The 15,660-nt window shown below is 48.9% G+C and carries 16 protein-coding genes; 7 read left to right on the forward strand and 9 right to left on the reverse strand.

Annotated elements, in window-relative coordinates; translation table 11 throughout:
• Positions 1-20 precede the first annotated feature (20 nt).
• Together IEV97_RS02455 and IEV97_RS02460 are read left to right on the forward strand one after the other, a co-directional pair.
• Positions 21-479, forward strand: coding sequence for a DoxX family protein (locus tag IEV97_RS02455; protein ID WP_188499909.1), 459 nt, complete (start codon positions 21-23; stop codon positions 477-479).
• A 64-nt stretch (positions 480-543) separates the two neighbouring features.
• Positions 544-939 carry a hypothetical protein gene (locus IEV97_RS02460; protein WP_188499910.1) on the forward strand — a complete coding sequence of 132 codons (396 nt, stop codon included), beginning with the start codon at positions 544-546 and terminating at the stop codon, positions 937-939.
• Positions 940-1,136: 197 nt separating this feature from the next.
• Here IEV97_RS02460 and mug read toward each other — a convergent pair whose 3' ends face one another.
• Entirely contained in the window at positions 1,137-1,700 is a 564-nt protein-coding gene (gene mug, locus IEV97_RS02465; protein WP_188499911.1) for a G/U mismatch-specific DNA glycosylase, read from the reverse strand.
• Positions 1,701-1,900: 200 nt separating this feature from the next.
• Here mug and IEV97_RS02470 point away from each other — a divergent pair, with 200 nt between their 5' ends.
• The 5 genes from IEV97_RS02470 to purL all read left to right on the forward strand — a co-directional run bounded on the left by IEV97_RS02470 (position 1,901) and on the right by purL (position 7,709).
• On the forward strand, positions 1,901-2,395 hold the full coding sequence (locus tag IEV97_RS02470) for a hypothetical protein (RefSeq protein ID WP_188499912.1): 495 nt from the start codon (positions 1,901-1,903) through the stop codon (positions 2,393-2,395).
• A 106-nt stretch (positions 2,396-2,501) separates the two neighbouring features.
• Positions 2,502-2,849, forward strand: coding sequence for a type II toxin-antitoxin system RelE/ParE family toxin (locus tag IEV97_RS02475; protein WP_188499913.1), 348 nt, complete (start codon positions 2,502-2,504; stop codon positions 2,847-2,849).
• Positions 2,833-3,138 (forward strand): helix-turn-helix domain-containing protein, encoded by a 306-nt coding sequence (locus IEV97_RS02480; protein ID WP_188499914.1) that lies wholly within the window; start codon positions 2,833-2,835, stop codon positions 3,136-3,138. The genes IEV97_RS02475 and IEV97_RS02480 overlap by 17 nt, the downstream gene beginning before the upstream one ends.
• A 125-nt stretch (positions 3,139-3,263) precedes the next feature.
• Positions 3,264-3,734 (forward strand): YehS family protein, encoded by a 471-nt coding sequence (locus IEV97_RS02485; protein ID WP_188499915.1) that lies wholly within the window; start codon positions 3,264-3,266, stop codon positions 3,732-3,734.
• 294 nt (positions 3,735-4,028) lie between these two features.
• On the forward strand, positions 4,029-7,709 hold the full coding sequence (purL, locus tag IEV97_RS02490) for a phosphoribosylformylglycinamidine synthase (RefSeq protein ID WP_188499916.1): 3,681 nt from the start codon (positions 4,029-4,031) through the stop codon (positions 7,707-7,709).
• 437 nt (positions 7,710-8,146) lie between these two features.
• On the opposite strand, the gene IEV97_RS02495 is transcribed toward purL, so the two are convergent.
• The 8 genes from IEV97_RS02495 to IEV97_RS02530 all read right to left on the reverse strand — a co-directional run bounded on the left by IEV97_RS02495 (position 8,147) and on the right by IEV97_RS02530 (position 15,639).
• Complete coding sequence (locus tag IEV97_RS02495) at positions 8,147-8,821, reverse strand: LytR/AlgR family response regulator transcription factor (protein WP_188499917.1); 675 nt, start codon at positions 8,819-8,821, stop codon at positions 8,147-8,149.
• Between the two features lie 197 nt (positions 8,822-9,018).
• Positions 9,019-10,080: a serine hydrolase domain-containing protein gene (locus tag IEV97_RS02500; protein ID WP_188499918.1), complete on the reverse strand. Its 1,062-nt coding sequence runs from the start codon at positions 10,078-10,080 to the stop codon at positions 9,019-9,021.
• Positions 10,081-10,289: 209 nt separating this feature from the next.
• The gene (locus IEV97_RS02505) at positions 10,290-11,798 is read right to left on the reverse strand and encodes a sensor histidine kinase (RefSeq protein WP_229733753.1); all 1,509 of its coding nucleotides are present in this window, start codon (positions 11,796-11,798) and stop codon (positions 10,290-10,292) included.
• Between the two features lie 84 nt (positions 11,799-11,882).
• On the reverse strand, positions 11,883-12,134 hold the full coding sequence (locus IEV97_RS02510; RefSeq protein ID WP_188499920.1) for a P-loop NTPase family protein: 252 nt from the start codon (positions 12,132-12,134) through the stop codon (positions 11,883-11,885).
• A gap of 455 nt (positions 12,135-12,589) precedes the next feature.
• A complete protein-coding gene (locus tag IEV97_RS02515; protein WP_188499921.1) occupies positions 12,590-13,219 on the reverse strand; it encodes an HAD family hydrolase in 630 nt (209 codons plus the stop codon).
• Between the two features lie 35 nt (positions 13,220-13,254).
• Entirely contained in the window at positions 13,255-14,205 is a 951-nt protein-coding gene (locus IEV97_RS02520; RefSeq protein WP_188499922.1) for a phosphatase PAP2 family protein, read from the reverse strand.
• A 142-nt stretch (positions 14,206-14,347) separates the two neighbouring features.
• The gene (locus IEV97_RS02525) at positions 14,348-14,908 is read right to left on the reverse strand and encodes a DUF4833 domain-containing protein (protein WP_188499923.1); all 561 of its coding nucleotides are present in this window, start codon (positions 14,906-14,908) and stop codon (positions 14,348-14,350) included.
• Between the two features lie 17 nt (positions 14,909-14,925).
• Positions 14,926-15,639, reverse strand: a complete 714-nt coding sequence (locus IEV97_RS02530) for a CDP-alcohol phosphatidyltransferase family protein (RefSeq protein WP_229733754.1) — start codon at positions 15,637-15,639, stop codon at positions 14,926-14,928.
• Between the last annotated feature and the right edge of the window lie 21 nt (positions 15,640-15,660).

Raw genomic sequence — 15,660 nt, forward strand, 5'->3', positions numbered from 1 at the left:
TTTAATTAAATCATACAGCCATGGCTCTTACACACGAATTCCGCCACAGCCCCCGTATCAACAGCGCCAACAACCCGGTCTGGATGGACGGACTTAGAATCCTCCTCGGCCTGTTCCTATTTGTAAAAGGGATACTGTTTCTGGAGCACACCACCGACGTTTTCTTCCTCTTCACTTCCAGCCAGGACGTGCTTCCGACTGGCAAGGCGCACTTTCTCACCAGCCTGGTGCATGTAGTGGGCGGCCTGATGATCGCTTTTGGGATGCTCACGCGCCTGGCGCTGCTTTGCCAGATCCCGATCCTGCTTGGCGCGCTGCTGGTCGTGGACCCGCAGCGGGGCGCCCTCCTGGGTGACTCCGAGCTGATCATGACCCTGATCGTCACGGCCCTTATCCTGTTCTTTATGATCAAAGGTCCCGGCCGCTACTCCATCGATAATAAGGTGCTGCGACCAAAGCGATCGGGGGTAGAAGCTTAGGCTTGAAGCAGGTTTGACTTGCTGAAAAATATCAATGCCCATGCTATTGGAAACAAGCCTTAGAATGGTTAGATCATCAGGAAATTTCGTTCGCTACGCCTTAGGGATATTGCTCCTTATAGTAGCATTGAACGCATTTGGCGGCGGGTATTACGGCTTGTCGGGAGCAGAAGATATTCCCACTGAATGGTTAGAGGGCAGTCCCTTTCAGGACTATTTTATTCCAAGCCTATTCCTCTTTTTTATTATTGGAGGCTATGCTCTTGTTACTGCTATTGCTGTGTTTAGAAGACACCGCCTAGCAGGTATGATAGCTTATAGCTACGGTATAATCCTACTGCTTTGGATCGCGATACAGGTTGCCATCATAGGATACACGTCTTGGTTACAACCGGCTACTGCTGTTGCAGCTATTATCATTCTTATATTAACGTGGCAACTTCCCAAGCAGGAGCACTGAACTCCTTTAGCTTTGTAGTACTGCAATTCTCACCTTCGCTTTTACCTGACCAGGCGTAGTAATGACTGGAAGAGAATGAATATGTTCCACTAAAAGGACTAACAGGCATCGCCGAAGCTGATACTTCCTATCTGTCACTAACTGGATTAAACAGTTATACCTGCCTCTCCAAGGTATAGCCAAAAGATTAGGCTTTTCTACTCCAACGTTTCGACAAAGAGCCGGAGTTCCTGGTATACCTCGGCAAGCTTCCGGGGCGGGAAATGCGCGTTCAAGCCGCTGGGGTTAGGCAATACCCACAGCTTCGTGTTCCCGATGGTCTGCTCCTGTATACCTATACCTGCAGTTGCTTTTCCGAAGGCCACGCGATAGGCGGATATACCCAGCAAAGCCAGCACCTGCGGCTGGTACCCGATCACTTTCTCCTCTAGCTTAAACGCTCCTTCTTTCAGCTCCGCCGCTGACAACTCAGCGGCATTGGCCGTGGCCCTGTCCACAACGTTAGTGATTCCGAAACCCAGGTCCAGCAGCTCGCTTTCTTCCTCGGGCAGGTATAGCCGGGGCGTAAAACCTGCCGCGTGCATGGTTGGCCAGAAGCGGTTGCCCGGACGCGCAAAGTGATGCCCCACCACAGCCGTGTAAAGTCCCGGATTGATGCCGCAGAAAAGGACTTTGAGGTTGGGCGCTACGATATCAGGCAAGGTTCTCCCGTTTGCCGCCGCCAGTTCTTCTTTGGTAGGTCTTCGTTTTTGAGGTTGCATACCTGTTCTTTACTGAGGCTTGGTGATTGCAGTTATATCCGGGGCTAGGTATAGCATGGGTTGGTCTAGGATGAATAAAGTTGGCAGGCAGGTAATTTGCTGAAGTGGGTGTGTTATTCCGTTTATCTGCTATATTTGGAGTATAGCAGGAGTAGTATTCCTGCTATACTATAGTTACCTGTAATTAGAATAACAAATAAATGAATAAAAGTATCGATGAAAACCTTTTCAGATCAATATTAGAACATATTGACCCCGAATTGGATGACGACAAAGAAATTAAAGGTCGTGCTTTCGATCTTATCGATATTTTAGTTGAAAATCATTATGATGATGACTTTTGCCAATTAATTATCAATTCAATCAAACCAGGAACTGATTTAAGAAAAGTAGCAAGAATTTTAGATATTCTAATTTGGTCAACTCCAGACAACGGAACTAAACTGGACAGATTAACCAGTAACTGGTTGAATAGTGGTGATAAGTTAAAAGTTAAGACACTTTTATTTAGAAAAGATTGGTTGCCATCTGAAGATAGTTGGTCAAAAGAGAACATTGTAATTAAAGAACATTTTCCAGAACTGATTGAATTAGCCGATTTTTATTCTGAAGAAATAGAACTGTTTAATAAGACAGGACTAAGGCGAATAAATAAACTTAAAGAATTAATAAAAACAGCAGGTAACAACGCCTAAAAATCACTTCGCGCTTTTTAGCCAAGTCCGTTCTATGCGATTTCAAAGTATGAATTTGTATTTCAACAAAGTTTCACTTTAGAGCAACTTTCTATATCTTTACTTCGTGAATGATAAAGAAAAACATCGGAGAATAATTTTCTATAAAGAGTACTTTCAAGATTTTTTTCTCAAGCAAAGGGACAAGGTGAGAGATAAAATTATCTGGACCCTTAACTTAATTGAAGAACTTGAAAGGGTTCCTGAAACCTATCTCAAGCATTTAGAAAGTACTGACGGGCTTTTTGAGATTCGGGTACAACAAGGAAGTGATATTTTTCGGATTTTCTGTTTTTTCGATGAAGGCAAATTAGTCGTTCTGGCAAATGGCTTTCAAAAGAAAACACAAAAGACGCCTAAAAAGGAAATTGAAAGAGCATTAAAAATCAAAGCAGAATATGAAAGCGAGAAATAATAACATCATGACACTTGACCAATTTAAGGAAAAGCACTACGGTAAAGTAGGAACCAAAAAGCGTGATGAATTGGAAGAAGGATATGAAAACTTCAAAATTGGCGCTTTGATTCATGATGCCAGATTAGAAAAAGGTTTAACACAGGAAGAGTTAGCTGCAAAAGTTGGAACCTCTAAGTCCTACATCTCCAAAATTGAAAATAATATCAAAGAAGTGCGTTTGTCGACCTTAAAAAAAATCATTGAGCTAGGGTTAGGAGGACACCTAGAACTTTCAATCAAGCTATAATCTTTGGGAAAAAGAAGCAAAACCGCATATAACCCAGTGGAGCCGTAACCCTTGCTATGCTTAGGAATACAGCTCCACAAGCACCTTATGGCGGCATTTATAAAGGAATCATTCAAAGTATAAATATGAACAACAACGATATTTTACGCCGGCTCCGCTATACATTTGATTTTAATGACTCTAAACTGATGGAGCTTTTTAAGTCTGGGGGGGAGCAGGTAACCCGCGCAGAAATCATCGAGTTGATGAAAAAGGAAGATGAGCCCGGGTTTAAGGAAATGAGCGACCTGCACCTGGCAGCTTTTCTCAATGGTTTTATAAACGAGAAACGCGGCAAAAAAGAAGGCGAGCAACCTAAGCCCGAAAATAAACTGAATAACAACATAATACTTCGTAAGCTCAAAATTGCCCTGAACCTGATAGACGAAGACATCCTGGATATTCTGGAACTGGTAAAATTCCGTTTAAGCAAGCACGAACTCAGCGCCTTTTTTCGCAAACCCGACCACCAGCATTACCGCCCGCTCCAAGACCAGATTCTGCGCAACTTCCTACACGGCTTGCAACTAAAGCACCAACCCGAATCAGGTAAATAAGGTAGTTTTAAAACTCGCAAAATGCACAAAGCTTAGTAGAAGCCTAACCCAGTTCTCCCCTACTCTTCTCGAAAAAATATACTTAATTTGGCCGAAAATTGGCTTACAAGGAATTTTACATATAAATGAGCAGCATTCAGGAAGCTCTTCTCACCACACCTTGTCCTTGGTTAGTGCACGCCCACAACCAGCACCAACCAGACAATTACAATAGAAATGCCGCTAATCTTGGCCCTTTCCTGCCCAATTATCTAAATTTGAACCGTATCTTTGCGTATAGAAAAATAACTAAGCATGCTTCACTTCTTTTTTAGTCAGCCCGATACAGTTTACGCCGTACAAACCGAGCGGGAACTAAACGCTACAGACATTCAAAAACTGGAATGGTTATTCGGCAACGCCACTCTAAAGCAGGAAACTGTGCTGAGTGGCTTTTTTGTTGGTCCTCGTGCCGCTATGATCACCCCATGGAGTACTAACGCGGTGGAAATCACGCAGAACATGGGCATCGAGGGGATTATCCGGATCGAAGAGTTTAAAACAGTTGCAGAAGATTTCACCGACTTCGACCCGATGCTTTCCCAAAGGTATAAGAGCCTGGATCAGGAAATCTACACCATCAACATACAGCCGGAGCCTGTGCAGCCTGTGGAGGACATCGCTGCCTATAACAAGCAGGAAGGTCTGTCGCTGAGCGAAGAGGAAGTGGATTACTTAAACCAACTTTCCGAAAGACTGGGCAGACCGCTGACCGATTCTGAAGTTTTCGGCTTCTCGCAGGTGAACTCCGAGCACTGCCGCCACAAGATCTTCAATGGCAAGTTTGTGATCGATGGCGTAGAGAAAGAAAGCTCGCTTTTCAAGCTGATCCGCAAAACTTCCGAAAAGAACCCGAACGATATCGTTTCAGCTTACAAAGATAACGTGGCCTTTGTAAAAGGGCCGGTAGTGCAGCAATTCGCACCAAAACGTGCCGACGTGCCTGACTATTACCAGGTAACTGACTTCGAATCGGTCATCTCCATCAAAGCAGAAACGCACAACTTCCCGACTACGGTGGAGCCTTTCAACGGCGCCGCAACCGGCTCGGGTGGTGAGATCCGCGACCGTCTGGCTGGCGGACAGGGAGCGCTGCCATTGGCTGGAACGGCTGTGTATATGACCGCCCTTTCCCGTCTCGAAAAAGACCGTCCGTGGGAACAGGCGACACAGGAAAGAAAGTGGCTCTACCAGACGCCAATGGATATCCTGATCAAAGCTTCGAACGGCGCCACGGATTTTGGTAACAAGTTCGGTCAGCCACTGATCACGGGTTCGGTGCTGACCTTCGAGCACGATGAAAAAGCTGATCAACTGGAAGCTCCTCGCAAACTGGGCTACGACAAAGTGATCATGCTGGCAGGTGGCGTTGGCTACGGCAAAGCAAGCCAGGCGCAGAAAGGACACCCGAAAACAGGTGATAAAATCGTGATCCTGGGTGGTGAGAACTACCGCATCGGTATGGGCGGCGCTGCCGTTTCCTCTGCCGACACTGGTGAGCACGGTACAGGTATAGAACTGAACGCCATCCAGCGCTCGAACCCTGAAATGCAGAAACGCGCTGCCAATGCCATTCGTGGTATGGTGGAAAGCGAGCACAACCCGATCGTTTCGATCCACGACCACGGTGCCGGCGGACACTTAAACTGCCTTTCGGAACTGGTGGAAGAAACCGGTGGCAAAATTGACCTGGACAAACTGCCGGTTGGCGATCCTACCCTTTCCGCCAAAGAGATCATCGGCAACGAGTCGCAGGAGCGCATGGGCCTGGTGATCGGTGAAAAAGATATTGAAACACTTCAGAAAATAGCCGAGCGCGAACGTGCCCCCATGTATACCGTGGGCGACGTGACCGGCGACCATCGCTTCACATTTGAATCAGGCTCCACCGGCGAAAGACCGATGGACCTGGAGCTGAGTGACATGTTCGGCAGCTCGCCTAAAGTGGTGATGAACGACAAGACGGTTGCCAGAGAATACCAGCCGGTGACCTACGATCAAAGCCAGCTGCATACCTACCTCGAGCAGGTGCTGCAACTCGAAGCCGTGGCCTGTAAAGACTGGCTCACGAATAAAGTAGACCGTTGTGTGGGTGGCCGTGTAGCGAAACAGCAGTGCGCTGGTCCGCTGCAATTGCCGCTGAACAACTGCGGTGTGATGGCGCTGGATTTCCAGGGTAAGGAGGGTGTTGCTACTTCGGTAGGCCATGCCCCGATCTCGGCCCTGATCGATCCGGCAGCGGGCAGCCGCAATGCCATTGGCGAATCGCTCTCCAATATCGTGTGGGCTCCTATGAAGAACGGCTTGCAAAGCGTTTCGCTTTCTGCCAACTGGATGTGGGCTTCCAAGAACGAAGGCGAAGACGCCCGTCTGTACAAAGCCGTAGAAGCCTGCTCTGAATTTGCGATTGCCCTGGGCATCAACATCCCGACAGGCAAGGACTCGCTTTCGATGAAGCAGAAGTATAAGGACGAGGACGTAATTGCGCCGGGCACCGTGATCATTTCAGCAGCAGGTAACTGCAGCAGTGTGCGCCAGGTGGTAGAGCCGGTGTTGCAGCACAATGGCGGCAACATTTACTACATCAACCTGTCAAACGACAACTTTAAGCTAGGCGGTTCTTCTTTCGCGCAGGTCCTGAACAAGATCGGAAACGAAACGCCAGATATCACAGACGCGGCGCTGTTCAAGAATGCTTTCAACACCCTGCAGCAGCTGATCAAGGAAGGTAAAATTGCCGCAGGTCACGATATTGGCAGTGGCGGTCTGATCACGACCCTGCTGGAGATGTGCTTTGCTGATAACAACCTGGGTGCCTCCATTGACCTGACTTCGCTTGGTGAGGCAGACAGCATCAGAGTGCTGTTCGCCGAGAACATCGGGGTGGTTTTCCAGGCTTCGGCAGAGGTTGAGGAAACGCTGAACGAGAACCAGGTTCCTTTCCATAAAATAGGTACAGCGACCTCTTCTGCCACGCTGGAACTGAAGAACGGAAACGATGCCTATACCTTCGACATCGCGCAGCTGCGTGACACCTGGTTCAAGACCTCATATCTGCTCGACATCAAGCAAAGCGGACCGCATAGCGCCAGAGAGCGATTCGAGAACTACAAGAAGCACGAACTGACCTATACCTTCCCGGCAGGATTTGACGGCAAAAAGCCAGCCATCGACAGCTCCAAGCCAAGAATCAAGGCGGCCATCATCCGCGAAAAAGGAAGCAACTCGGAGCGTGAAATGGCCAACGCCATGTACCTGGCAGGCTTCGATGTGAAAGACGTGCACATGACGGACCTGATTTCCGGAAGAGAGACCCTGGAAGATATCCGCTTCATTGGCGCGGTGGGTGGCTTCTCCAACTCCGACGTACTGGGTTCGGCCAAAGGATGGGCGGGTGCCTTTATGTACAATGAGAAAGCCAAGAATGCCATCGAGAACTTTTTCAAGCGCGAAGACACCCTTTCGGTAGGTATATGCAACGGATGCCAGCTGTTCGTAGAGCTCGGTTTCATCACGATGGGGCATGATCAGAAGGCACGCATGCTGCACAACGTAAGCCAGAAGCACGAGAGTATCTTTACTTCCCTGACCATCCAGGAAAACAAATCGGTGATGCTCTCCAGCCTGGCTGGCAGTACGCTGGGTGTTTGGGTGTCGCACGGCGAAGGTCGCTTCAGCCTGCCACACACGGAGGACAAGTACCAGATCGTTTCGAAGTACGCCTACGAAACCTATCCGGCCTGCCCGAACGGTTCTGACTACAACACCGCCATGATCTGCGATGAAACAGGTCGTCACCTGGTGATGATGCCGCACATCGAACGTTCGCTTCTGCAGTGGCAGTGGGCGCACTACCCGAAAGGCCGTCATGACGAGGTGTCGCCTTGGATGGAAGCTTTCGTGAACGCCAGAAAATGGCTGGAAGCAAACCAATAGGTATAGCACTTCACATAACATAAAAAAGGCGCTCCGGTTAATTCCGGAGCGCCTTTTTTATGTCGTTAGCTTTTCATCGGCCTTGCTGATGCTATTATGCCTCCCAGTTGTTCCGTAAAAAGAGGACTCTCAAATGTTGGCAGCGTTTACTATCGAAAAACTATCCCCTTGAGGGGATTATAGGGGTGTTTCACTCAAGGGGAGGGCCATTTCATTCTACTTTTTGTCATCCTGTAAGGATCTTGGTAACAGATAGCATCAGCTTAACCTCCCTCCCACCAAGTTTCTTAACAGAATGACAGAGGGATTAGGCATATTTCCCTGAAACTGTAAACACCCCTCTGAAAGCTCCGCTCGCAAGTTTCGAACTCGCCTTCTCACTTGTCCACAAGGGGAGAATTTCCTGGAATCAAACTGCACCACCCAAGGTATAGAAATCAAATCCCCTGCAACTGCTGCATATAGGAAGCCCCCACCGGCACTTCATTTCCTTTGATGCATACCTGGTGGCGCTCTATTTTATCGATCTGCTTTTTGGCCACGATGTACGAGCGGTGCACGCGTACAAAGCTATCGGCTGGCAACTGCTCGCTCAGTTCCTGTATCGTCATGCGCGAAAGCAGCTTCTTGCCTTCCAGCACGAAGGTGACGTAATTCCCCGCAGCCTCCAGGTATAGGATCTCGTCGTAGTATACCTTCACCTGCTCGTAGCCGGTTTTGAGGAAGAGGTAATCCTTCGCCGGAGCCGTCGTGCCGCGCAACTGCAGGAGTTCCTGCGCCTTGTTGCAGGCCTTCACAAACCTGGGCAAAGAGAAGGGCTTCAGCAGGTAGTCCACTGCATCCAGCTCAAAGCTCGTGACAGCGTGCTCCGAGTAGGCTGTTGTGAAAATGACCATTGGCTTTTTGGGCAGACTGGTTACGAACTCCAATCCGGAAATATCGGGCATTTTGATGTCCAGGAGCAGCAGGTCGACCGGCTCGTTCTGCAGGAACTCCAGGGCCTTGAAGGCATCCGTAAAGCAGCCTACCAGTTCCAGGTAAGGTACTTTGGCAGCGTGCGCGCGCACCACTTCCAGGGCCATCGGTTCGTCGTCTATTGCTATTGCGCGCATATCTATTTTTTTAGTGTAGACCTGTTTGAGGGTATTTTATTTTACTTATTCTTTTGATAAAAAGCACTGCGAAAGCCAGTAAATAAATCGCCATCCTATGACAGGCTTTTATCCAGATTTAATCAGCAGTACCTTGAAGCTATGGATCCAGGAGCAGACCTGTCGTACCCCGTTTCTTCTGTTCTGCTCTTCAACCCTTAATTTACAGATTCCAATTTTGGCAAAGCGTATTCCTTGTTTAATAAAATATGAAAGATCCCCATCACAATTTCTTTATAAGCATAATCAACCCCATTAAAGGTGTATGCAAAAGTCATGTCTTGGTGAGGCATATAAACCAGAAGGGATTTAAATGCGTCCATACCTCCCATGTGGCCAATCATTTTTTCCTCCTGTAAAATAGGAATAGGGTACATTCCAATCCCAGGTTCTTCCTTCATTATCGCAAGGGAATTTTCAGATACTAATTTTCCATCAAAAAGACCGTTCATAAACTTGTTGAGATCTTCTGGAGTTGAAATTATCCCTGCCGCTCCACGGGGAATGCTTAAGTCAATATGAATAGGTTTTTCCCACACGCCATCTTTCTTTTCGTAGGAAATTGACACGAATTTTTTAGGGTTATTCTCCCCGTAATAAGTATTTTTTAGCTTAAGGGGTTTGAGGATCCGCCTTTCCAGAATTTTACCGAAATCCTTATTTTCAATATCTTCAAGAATGAATGATAGTATGATATAATTCGTATTGGAATAGTCTCTTTTTTCCCCCGGAGAGAATACACTGCCGCTTTCTTTGATTTTGGATAACAATTCGTCCTTACTCCTTTTTTCTACCATCCACTCGTTGAAATTTGGGGTCTTTATAATATCAAAAAGACCACTTTTGTGCTGTAGGAGTTGCTGTATGGTTGTTTCATCTGCGTTCGGCAATTCGGGGTAAAAGGCAGCCAGCTTGGTCTCTAAAGATAATTTGCCTTCTTCAACTAGCTGCATGACAAGCGTAGCAGTGAACATTTTGGAAACAGATCCAGTCCTGTATTTCGTGTGAGCCGTTGCTTTTATTTTTTTATCTACATCGGCGTAGCCAATTGATTTTTGATACACACTTTCACCCTTATGATAGACCGATAGACTACCCATTGCTTTGTCATATTTTTCTAACAAGAAAAATAAGCTGTCCATTTTTTTTGTCTCGAACACCTGCGCAGATAAGCTTGTGGCGACAAATAGAAAACCGCAAAAGAATACTAGTATTTTCATGATGCTGATTTTTTGATGGATGATATGTTTTACTAGTCGGACAAAGGAAATTTTGACAATGGACAAAGGACTTCAAGCAGACTAAAAATACAGAATTACAATAAAGTGGCCCAAGTCTCAAGAAACTACATAAATCTCTGATTATAAATGTTTTAAAACCTAAAGCTCTTTAATCCTTTGTCCAAACCTCTTTTGTCCTTGCGCTGTACTTACAATTGCAGTGTGAGGTGCACAAAAAACTCTTCCGGCGTATCGCGGATGATCAGTTCATGCCGCTCCGGGTACAGGAGATTGAGTCGCTGTCTTACGTTGATCAGACCTATACCTGAGGCGTCTTTCTCCGGGTCCTGCTCAGATTTCTTCTGCTTGCTGTTATACACGTCAAAAAAGATCTTATTCTGCTCGCTGTGCAGACTTATCCGGATCCAGGACCTATGCTTGAGACTGATGCCGTGCTTGAAGGCATTTTCAATGAAAGGGATCAGCAGCATGGGCGCAATGTAATGGTCCCCTACTACATCGTCAATCTTGGTCTCGATCGAGATGTTGGGTGAGGCCGAGGTGCGCAGCAGCTGCAAATCAATGTAGTTGCGCATGTACTCGATCTCGCGCGAGAGCAGAATTTTCTGCTGGTGGTTTTCGTGCAGCATAAAGCGCATCATGTCGCCCAGCATCTGTATACCTTGCGCAGTACGTTCGCTGTTCTCCTGCAGGGCCGTTCCGTAGAGGGTGTTCAGGGCGTTAAACAAAAAGTGCGGGTTGATCTGAGAGCGCAGAAAATCCAGGTTAGCGGCCGAATTGCCCAGTTCTTTTTTGAGCACATACACCTCTTCTTTGCCTGCCAACTGGCGCTTGTAGATCTGCCAGGTAATGGGGCCGGTTACCAGAAATTGGAAAAGGGAGTTCACAAAGCTAATTTCGAACGCGGAGTCTTCACTTTGCACGAAAACCATCAGCAGCAGGGAAACAGGTACATACGCCAATACCTGTATCAGCAGCACCCGGGCCTGGTAAGCCAGGAATTGCCGCTTTGCCTTGCGGGCTGCTGGTATCAGGTAATGAGACGAAACAAGATACAGGACTATCGCATTCAGAGAAATTATCGCCCACAAGGCGGTCTCATTATCGCCGATGTTGAACACCATCATCAAAAACACACTCACCATCCAGATGATAAAGACTGTCAGCGTTTCCCGGTTAATAAACCGGTACCTGGCCGAGATAACCGTGGCATTGGACAGCAGGTATAGCCCGCTGTATTTGATAAAGGTATAGATCCCCACCAGAAGCAACAGAAACAGGGTATGGCGGAAGCTGTCCTGGAAAATCAGGTCATAGTCCTGCTCTCCTGGATAATACCAGTTTATCAGATAGCTTTTGGTGTAAGTATCGAGCACACCCGACACGAAGCCGTAGGTCAGGTACAGGCCCAGCAGCATCAAGGAATAAAGGGGCACACGCTCCTTCTGCATCAACTTGGGTATGATCCGGAAATTGAGCAGCAGGAAACCCAGGTATAGCAGGGTGTAGCGTATGAGCTGCGGCCAGAAATGGTGCTTATAAAAACGATAGTCCACTCCTGCATCCTCAAAATCCCATCGATTGGGACCATGCGTCGTGGAAAGCGCAAAGATCGAAAAAACGAAGATCGCAGTGGCCACCCAGAACTCTATCTTCGTGGTTTGGAGCGGTTTTGCGATGTTGTTGTCTAATGTCATGTCATTCATAAAACAATGATAAATGAAAGGGTTGAGTATAAACAAAAAATGTGATGAAAGCGGCTGATTTTGTGACGGAAGGGGCTAGAACATGGTGTCGAGTATAAATTGCAGCAAATGAGATAATTGCGCTACCACATCGCTGTCTTCGAAAAAGAACTGACCCTTGTCCGGTTCGTAAAGCGTGGCCACTACGCGCAACAGCATGTGCTTCAACCTGTCGTTTGAGGCCAGCAAGAAACACAAACCAAGCAGTATCACCCGATTGATACCCCTCAGGGCCTGCGCCCGGTTCGGATAGGTTTTGGAGATGTTCCCGATCGTTAATTCTATCATTTCTGTTTTCTTAATCTGCCTATACCTGGCCAACTGCTTACCAAGGCCTTAACAGGTATAAGATTAGCGAACAGAAATCCGGACTTCAACTAAAAGTGATGAACCACCGGAAAGATGTGATAAACCGAACAAAATATGGATTTGCGCCCGCGTTGGACTCCAATTGCTAGCCGGACTCTCCGGCTATGAAAAGGACATTTCAGCAAGGTGTAATGAGCATTAACTAAAAAAACCGCTCAGGTCTTGGAGCGGTTCTTCTAACAGTAGTTAATCATTCAGATGCTTTATCTGTATCAGGGCAGAAACCGGAGATAGTATTCAGGCCTGCTCAAAAAAGCCTTCCTGTGAATTTGACCTCAACAGAAATACAGAGGATTTTCAGATACGTAGGCCCTCTAATGTGCTAGAAACAGAGGTAAATTCATCAGAAGCGCTTAAGACTATGTATTCGCTCCCTATACCTGATCTACCCTCACCCACCGCATGCCGGCGGCCTCTGCAGCCTGCACGCCGGGCTCACCGTCTTCAAACACCAGGCAATGCGCGGGTGCTACGCCCAGCTTTTCTGCCGCCAGCAAAAACGGGTCGGGAAATGGTTTGCCTTTAGCTGTGTCGCCGGCGCACACCAGCACTTCTACTAAGTGACCGATCTGAAGCACCTCCAGTGTTTTCCGGATCATCCTCTCCGCCCCTCCCGACACCACCCCAATCTTTACCCGCCCGGCATGGGCAACCAGGTGGTCTACTACAAACTGCACGGGCTTTGTCTCGGCGATGAACTCGTGGTAAAACAACTCCGACTTGGCTTTCTCGAAGGCTAACGGATCGAAGCTGCTGCCGTACCGTTTGTTGATCTCGACAACCACAGCAGGTATAGGCAGCCCGGCAAACTCGTCTATTATCGCAGGGTCAATCACGACACCCGCTGCTGCGGCCACCTGAACATAGGTATCCTTGTGCGCCTGCATGTTGTCAGCCAGCGTGCCGTCGCAGTCATACAGAAAGGCCTGAAAATCCCCTGCTGAACGCTTGAGGAGTTCCTCATAAAGGCGCTTGTTTTGAATCGTGGTGTTGTCTGTTGTCATGTGAGATTTTGAGTGATGCCCGACTGCAGGCAGTATCAGCGTATGGCTGCTACGAACCGCCCGATGGCCCTGCTTACAGCGCCTTCGCTGGCCACCAGCCAGTTGAACAAGAGGATGCCGCATGTAGCACACACTATACCTGCCAGCACATCCAGCACATAGTGGTGCGAGGTATAGACGGCCGCAAACCAGATGCCGAACGTGATGATGGTGAAGAGCACTTTGGCGACTATACCCAGCCTGTTCTTTAAGGCGTAGTAGAGCACGATCAACGGGTAGGCGGAGTGTAGCGAAGGCATGGCCGCAAACACATTGGAGCCCTTGGCATACAGCGAATGAAAGACCGTAATACCAAAGAACGTATCGAAGCGCACCAGGCCGGCCGTGTTGCCGGGTGTGGTGGCGATGAAGTCGAAGCCATGCAACTGCACATACCAGGGCGGCGCGGCCGGGTATAGGTAGTAGACTACAAAGCCCAGCAGGTTAACGAGCAGAAACGTGAGCGAGAAGTACACGAACTGCTGCCGGTTCCAGAAGAACAGAAAACCGGCAAAGGCCAGCGGCACCGGCACCCAACTGAGGTAAAAAATGCCGCTCAGCACATCCAGAATGGTATGGCTGTGCAACTGCCACCACTCGTTGGGCGTCAGTACAGCGCCACCGTCACGTATCCCGAAGACGGCTTTCTCAGCGTTATACAGGTCTTCGATGTGCACGGCGTTGAACCAGTAGTTCGGGAAGGCTTTCATGTAATCGTACAGCACCCAGAACACGATGAAGATCGAGAAGCCGGTGATAAACTTGCGGGTAATGGGCGTGGCAAAGTAGAGAGCATTCGCCAGGCCGATCAAAAACAGCTGATCGGTTTTGAAGCCCACCAACAGGTAGGACAGCAGCAAATACCCAACTGACAAGGCGGCCAGTACCAGTATCTCCTTGCGCGATACGCGCTTTTTCTCCCCTGCCGCCGCAGTAGTTGTACGCATGTTATTCTTTGTCAAAATCAGATCAGAAAACTTTGTACCGCAGCGCCGGGCTCACCCCATTGGCTGCAGTAATGTCGAAAAGAGGTGCGACCCCCGGAAATTCTCCCGCCAGGCTGACACGACATTTACCTTCATCTGTATGCTAAGGCTTAAAGCGTCCTATTACTGTCTTACCGGTGGCGGCATCGTGGCCGCTCAACTCCACGTACAGCACATTGGGCACCCAAAACGTACCGCCTTCTATGCGTACGAACACCCGGTTCAGGATCGCTTCTTTCTTATTGATCGTGGTATAAACGTGGTACTTGCCATCCCTGGACTTACGCAGGTAGAGCGGCAGCTTTCCGTAACTCACGAACTTCAACTCATAGTGGTCCTTGCCCAGTTTCCTGGTGTTCAGGCCATAGGCAAATTTGCGTTGTATGTAGTTCAGCTCTTTGCGCTCTCCCCCATCGGCATACCGGATCCAGTAGACCTGTATAGGCTCGGCCTCGTTCAGCGTGCCCTGCGCGGTCCGGTTCAGCTCGTATACCACCGTGTTGGCATTGGGGTCGCGCTGTACGTAAAACTTCAGGTCCTTGATGCCCTTCGGTACCGGCAGCGAATCAGCCTGTGCCTCGGCTATACCTGCCGGGCTGTTGGCACTGGCGCTGCCTATACCTGTGTAGAACAGCAGGAGTGCCAGGTATAAAAATTTTCTCACGTTCTTAATCCTTCTGCTTAGCGTGTGGCCATCTCCTTTGCCTCCATGGCCTTTTTTGAGTCCATCAGCCGGTTGTAGGCCGTGATGTTCGTCATCACCGCCATCACCGTGATTGGCAAGGTGAACACCGACATGGTCTCGAACACATGGAACGGAACGCCCGGCACGTATACCTTGTAGTCGGCTCCCACAAAGTAGTAGGTCACCCCACAGGCAATGGCCGACACGCCGATCAGCACGATGCGCTCCGGCCGCTGCATCAGGCCACCCTTGCACTCCACGCCCAGCCCCTCGGCCCGCGCCCGGGTATAGCTCACCATCATCGAACCGATCAGGGCGATGAAGGCAAAAAGCGAGCTGAGCAGGTAGTGGTGGGAGATCAGGTAGTAGCAGATACCCATGAACATGATCATCTCGCTGTAGCGGTCGAGCACCGAATCGTACATGGCCCCGAAGGTCGACTTCATGTTGCCCAGCCGCGCTACCTGCCCGTCGAGCATGTCGAACACGCCGGCGAAGAGCACCAGCGCTCCGGCCCAGCCCACGTACTCCAGCTCTCCCCGGTTGCTGGTCTCCCCGCCCCAGATAAAGATGCCGGCCACGCCGATGTTGAGGATCAGCCCCGTGGTGGTGACGGCGTTGGGCGTAAAGCCGAGTTTGATCAGTAGCCTCACAAAAGGGTTGATCACCGTGTAGATCCCCTGCTGCAGCGCGTCGCGTAATTTTTCCATGCTCATGCGTTATCTGACAAT

Source organism: Pontibacter amylolyticus, from assembly GCF_014638845.1.
Classification (GTDB): domain Bacteria; phylum Bacteroidota; class Bacteroidia; order Cytophagales; family Hymenobacteraceae; genus Pontibacter; species Pontibacter amylolyticus.

Excerpts from the sequence above, each read along its gene's own strand:
- IEV97_RS02480 (WP_188499914.1), top strand. The coding sequence starts at position 2,833 with ATGAAAGCGAGAAATAATAACATCATGACACTTGACCAATTTAAGGAA.
- IEV97_RS02530 (WP_229733754.1), bottom strand. The coding sequence starts at position 15,639 with ATGGAAAAATTACGCGACGCGCTGCAGCAGGGGATCTACACGGTGATC.
- IEV97_RS02460 (WP_188499910.1), top strand. The coding sequence starts at position 544 with ATGGTTAGATCATCAGGAAATTTCGTTCGCTACGCCTTAGGGATATTG.
- IEV97_RS02495 (WP_188499917.1), bottom strand. The coding sequence starts at position 8,821 with ATGCGCGCAATAGCAATAGACGACGAACCGATGGCCCTGGAAGTGGTG.
- mug (WP_188499911.1), bottom strand. The coding sequence starts at position 1,700 with ATGCAACCTCAAAAACGAAGACCTACCAAAGAAGAACTGGCGGCGGCA.
- IEV97_RS02520 (WP_188499922.1), bottom strand. The coding sequence starts at position 14,205 with ATGCGTACAACTACTGCGGCGGCAGGGGAGAAAAAGCGCGTATCGCGC.
- purL (WP_188499916.1), top strand. The coding sequence starts at position 4,029 with ATGCTTCACTTCTTTTTTAGTCAGCCCGATACAGTTTACGCCGTACAA.
- IEV97_RS02485 (WP_188499915.1), top strand. The coding sequence starts at position 3,264 with ATGAACAACAACGATATTTTACGCCGGCTCCGCTATACATTTGATTTT.
- IEV97_RS02515 (WP_188499921.1), bottom strand. The coding sequence starts at position 13,219 with ATGACAACAGACAACACCACGATTCAAAACAAGCGCCTTTATGAGGAA.
- IEV97_RS02505 (WP_229733753.1), bottom strand. The coding sequence starts at position 11,798 with ATGACATTAGACAACAACATCGCAAAACCGCTCCAAACCACGAAGATA.
- IEV97_RS02510 (WP_188499920.1), bottom strand. The coding sequence starts at position 12,134 with ATGATAGAATTAACGATCGGGAACATCTCCAAAACCTATCCGAACCGG.
- IEV97_RS02455 (WP_188499909.1), top strand. The coding sequence starts at position 21 with ATGGCTCTTACACACGAATTCCGCCACAGCCCCCGTATCAACAGCGCC.
- IEV97_RS02470 (WP_188499912.1), top strand. The coding sequence starts at position 1,901 with ATGAATAAAAGTATCGATGAAAACCTTTTCAGATCAATATTAGAACAT.
- IEV97_RS02500 (WP_188499918.1), bottom strand. The coding sequence starts at position 10,080 with ATGAAAATACTAGTATTCTTTTGCGGTTTTCTATTTGTCGCCACAAGC.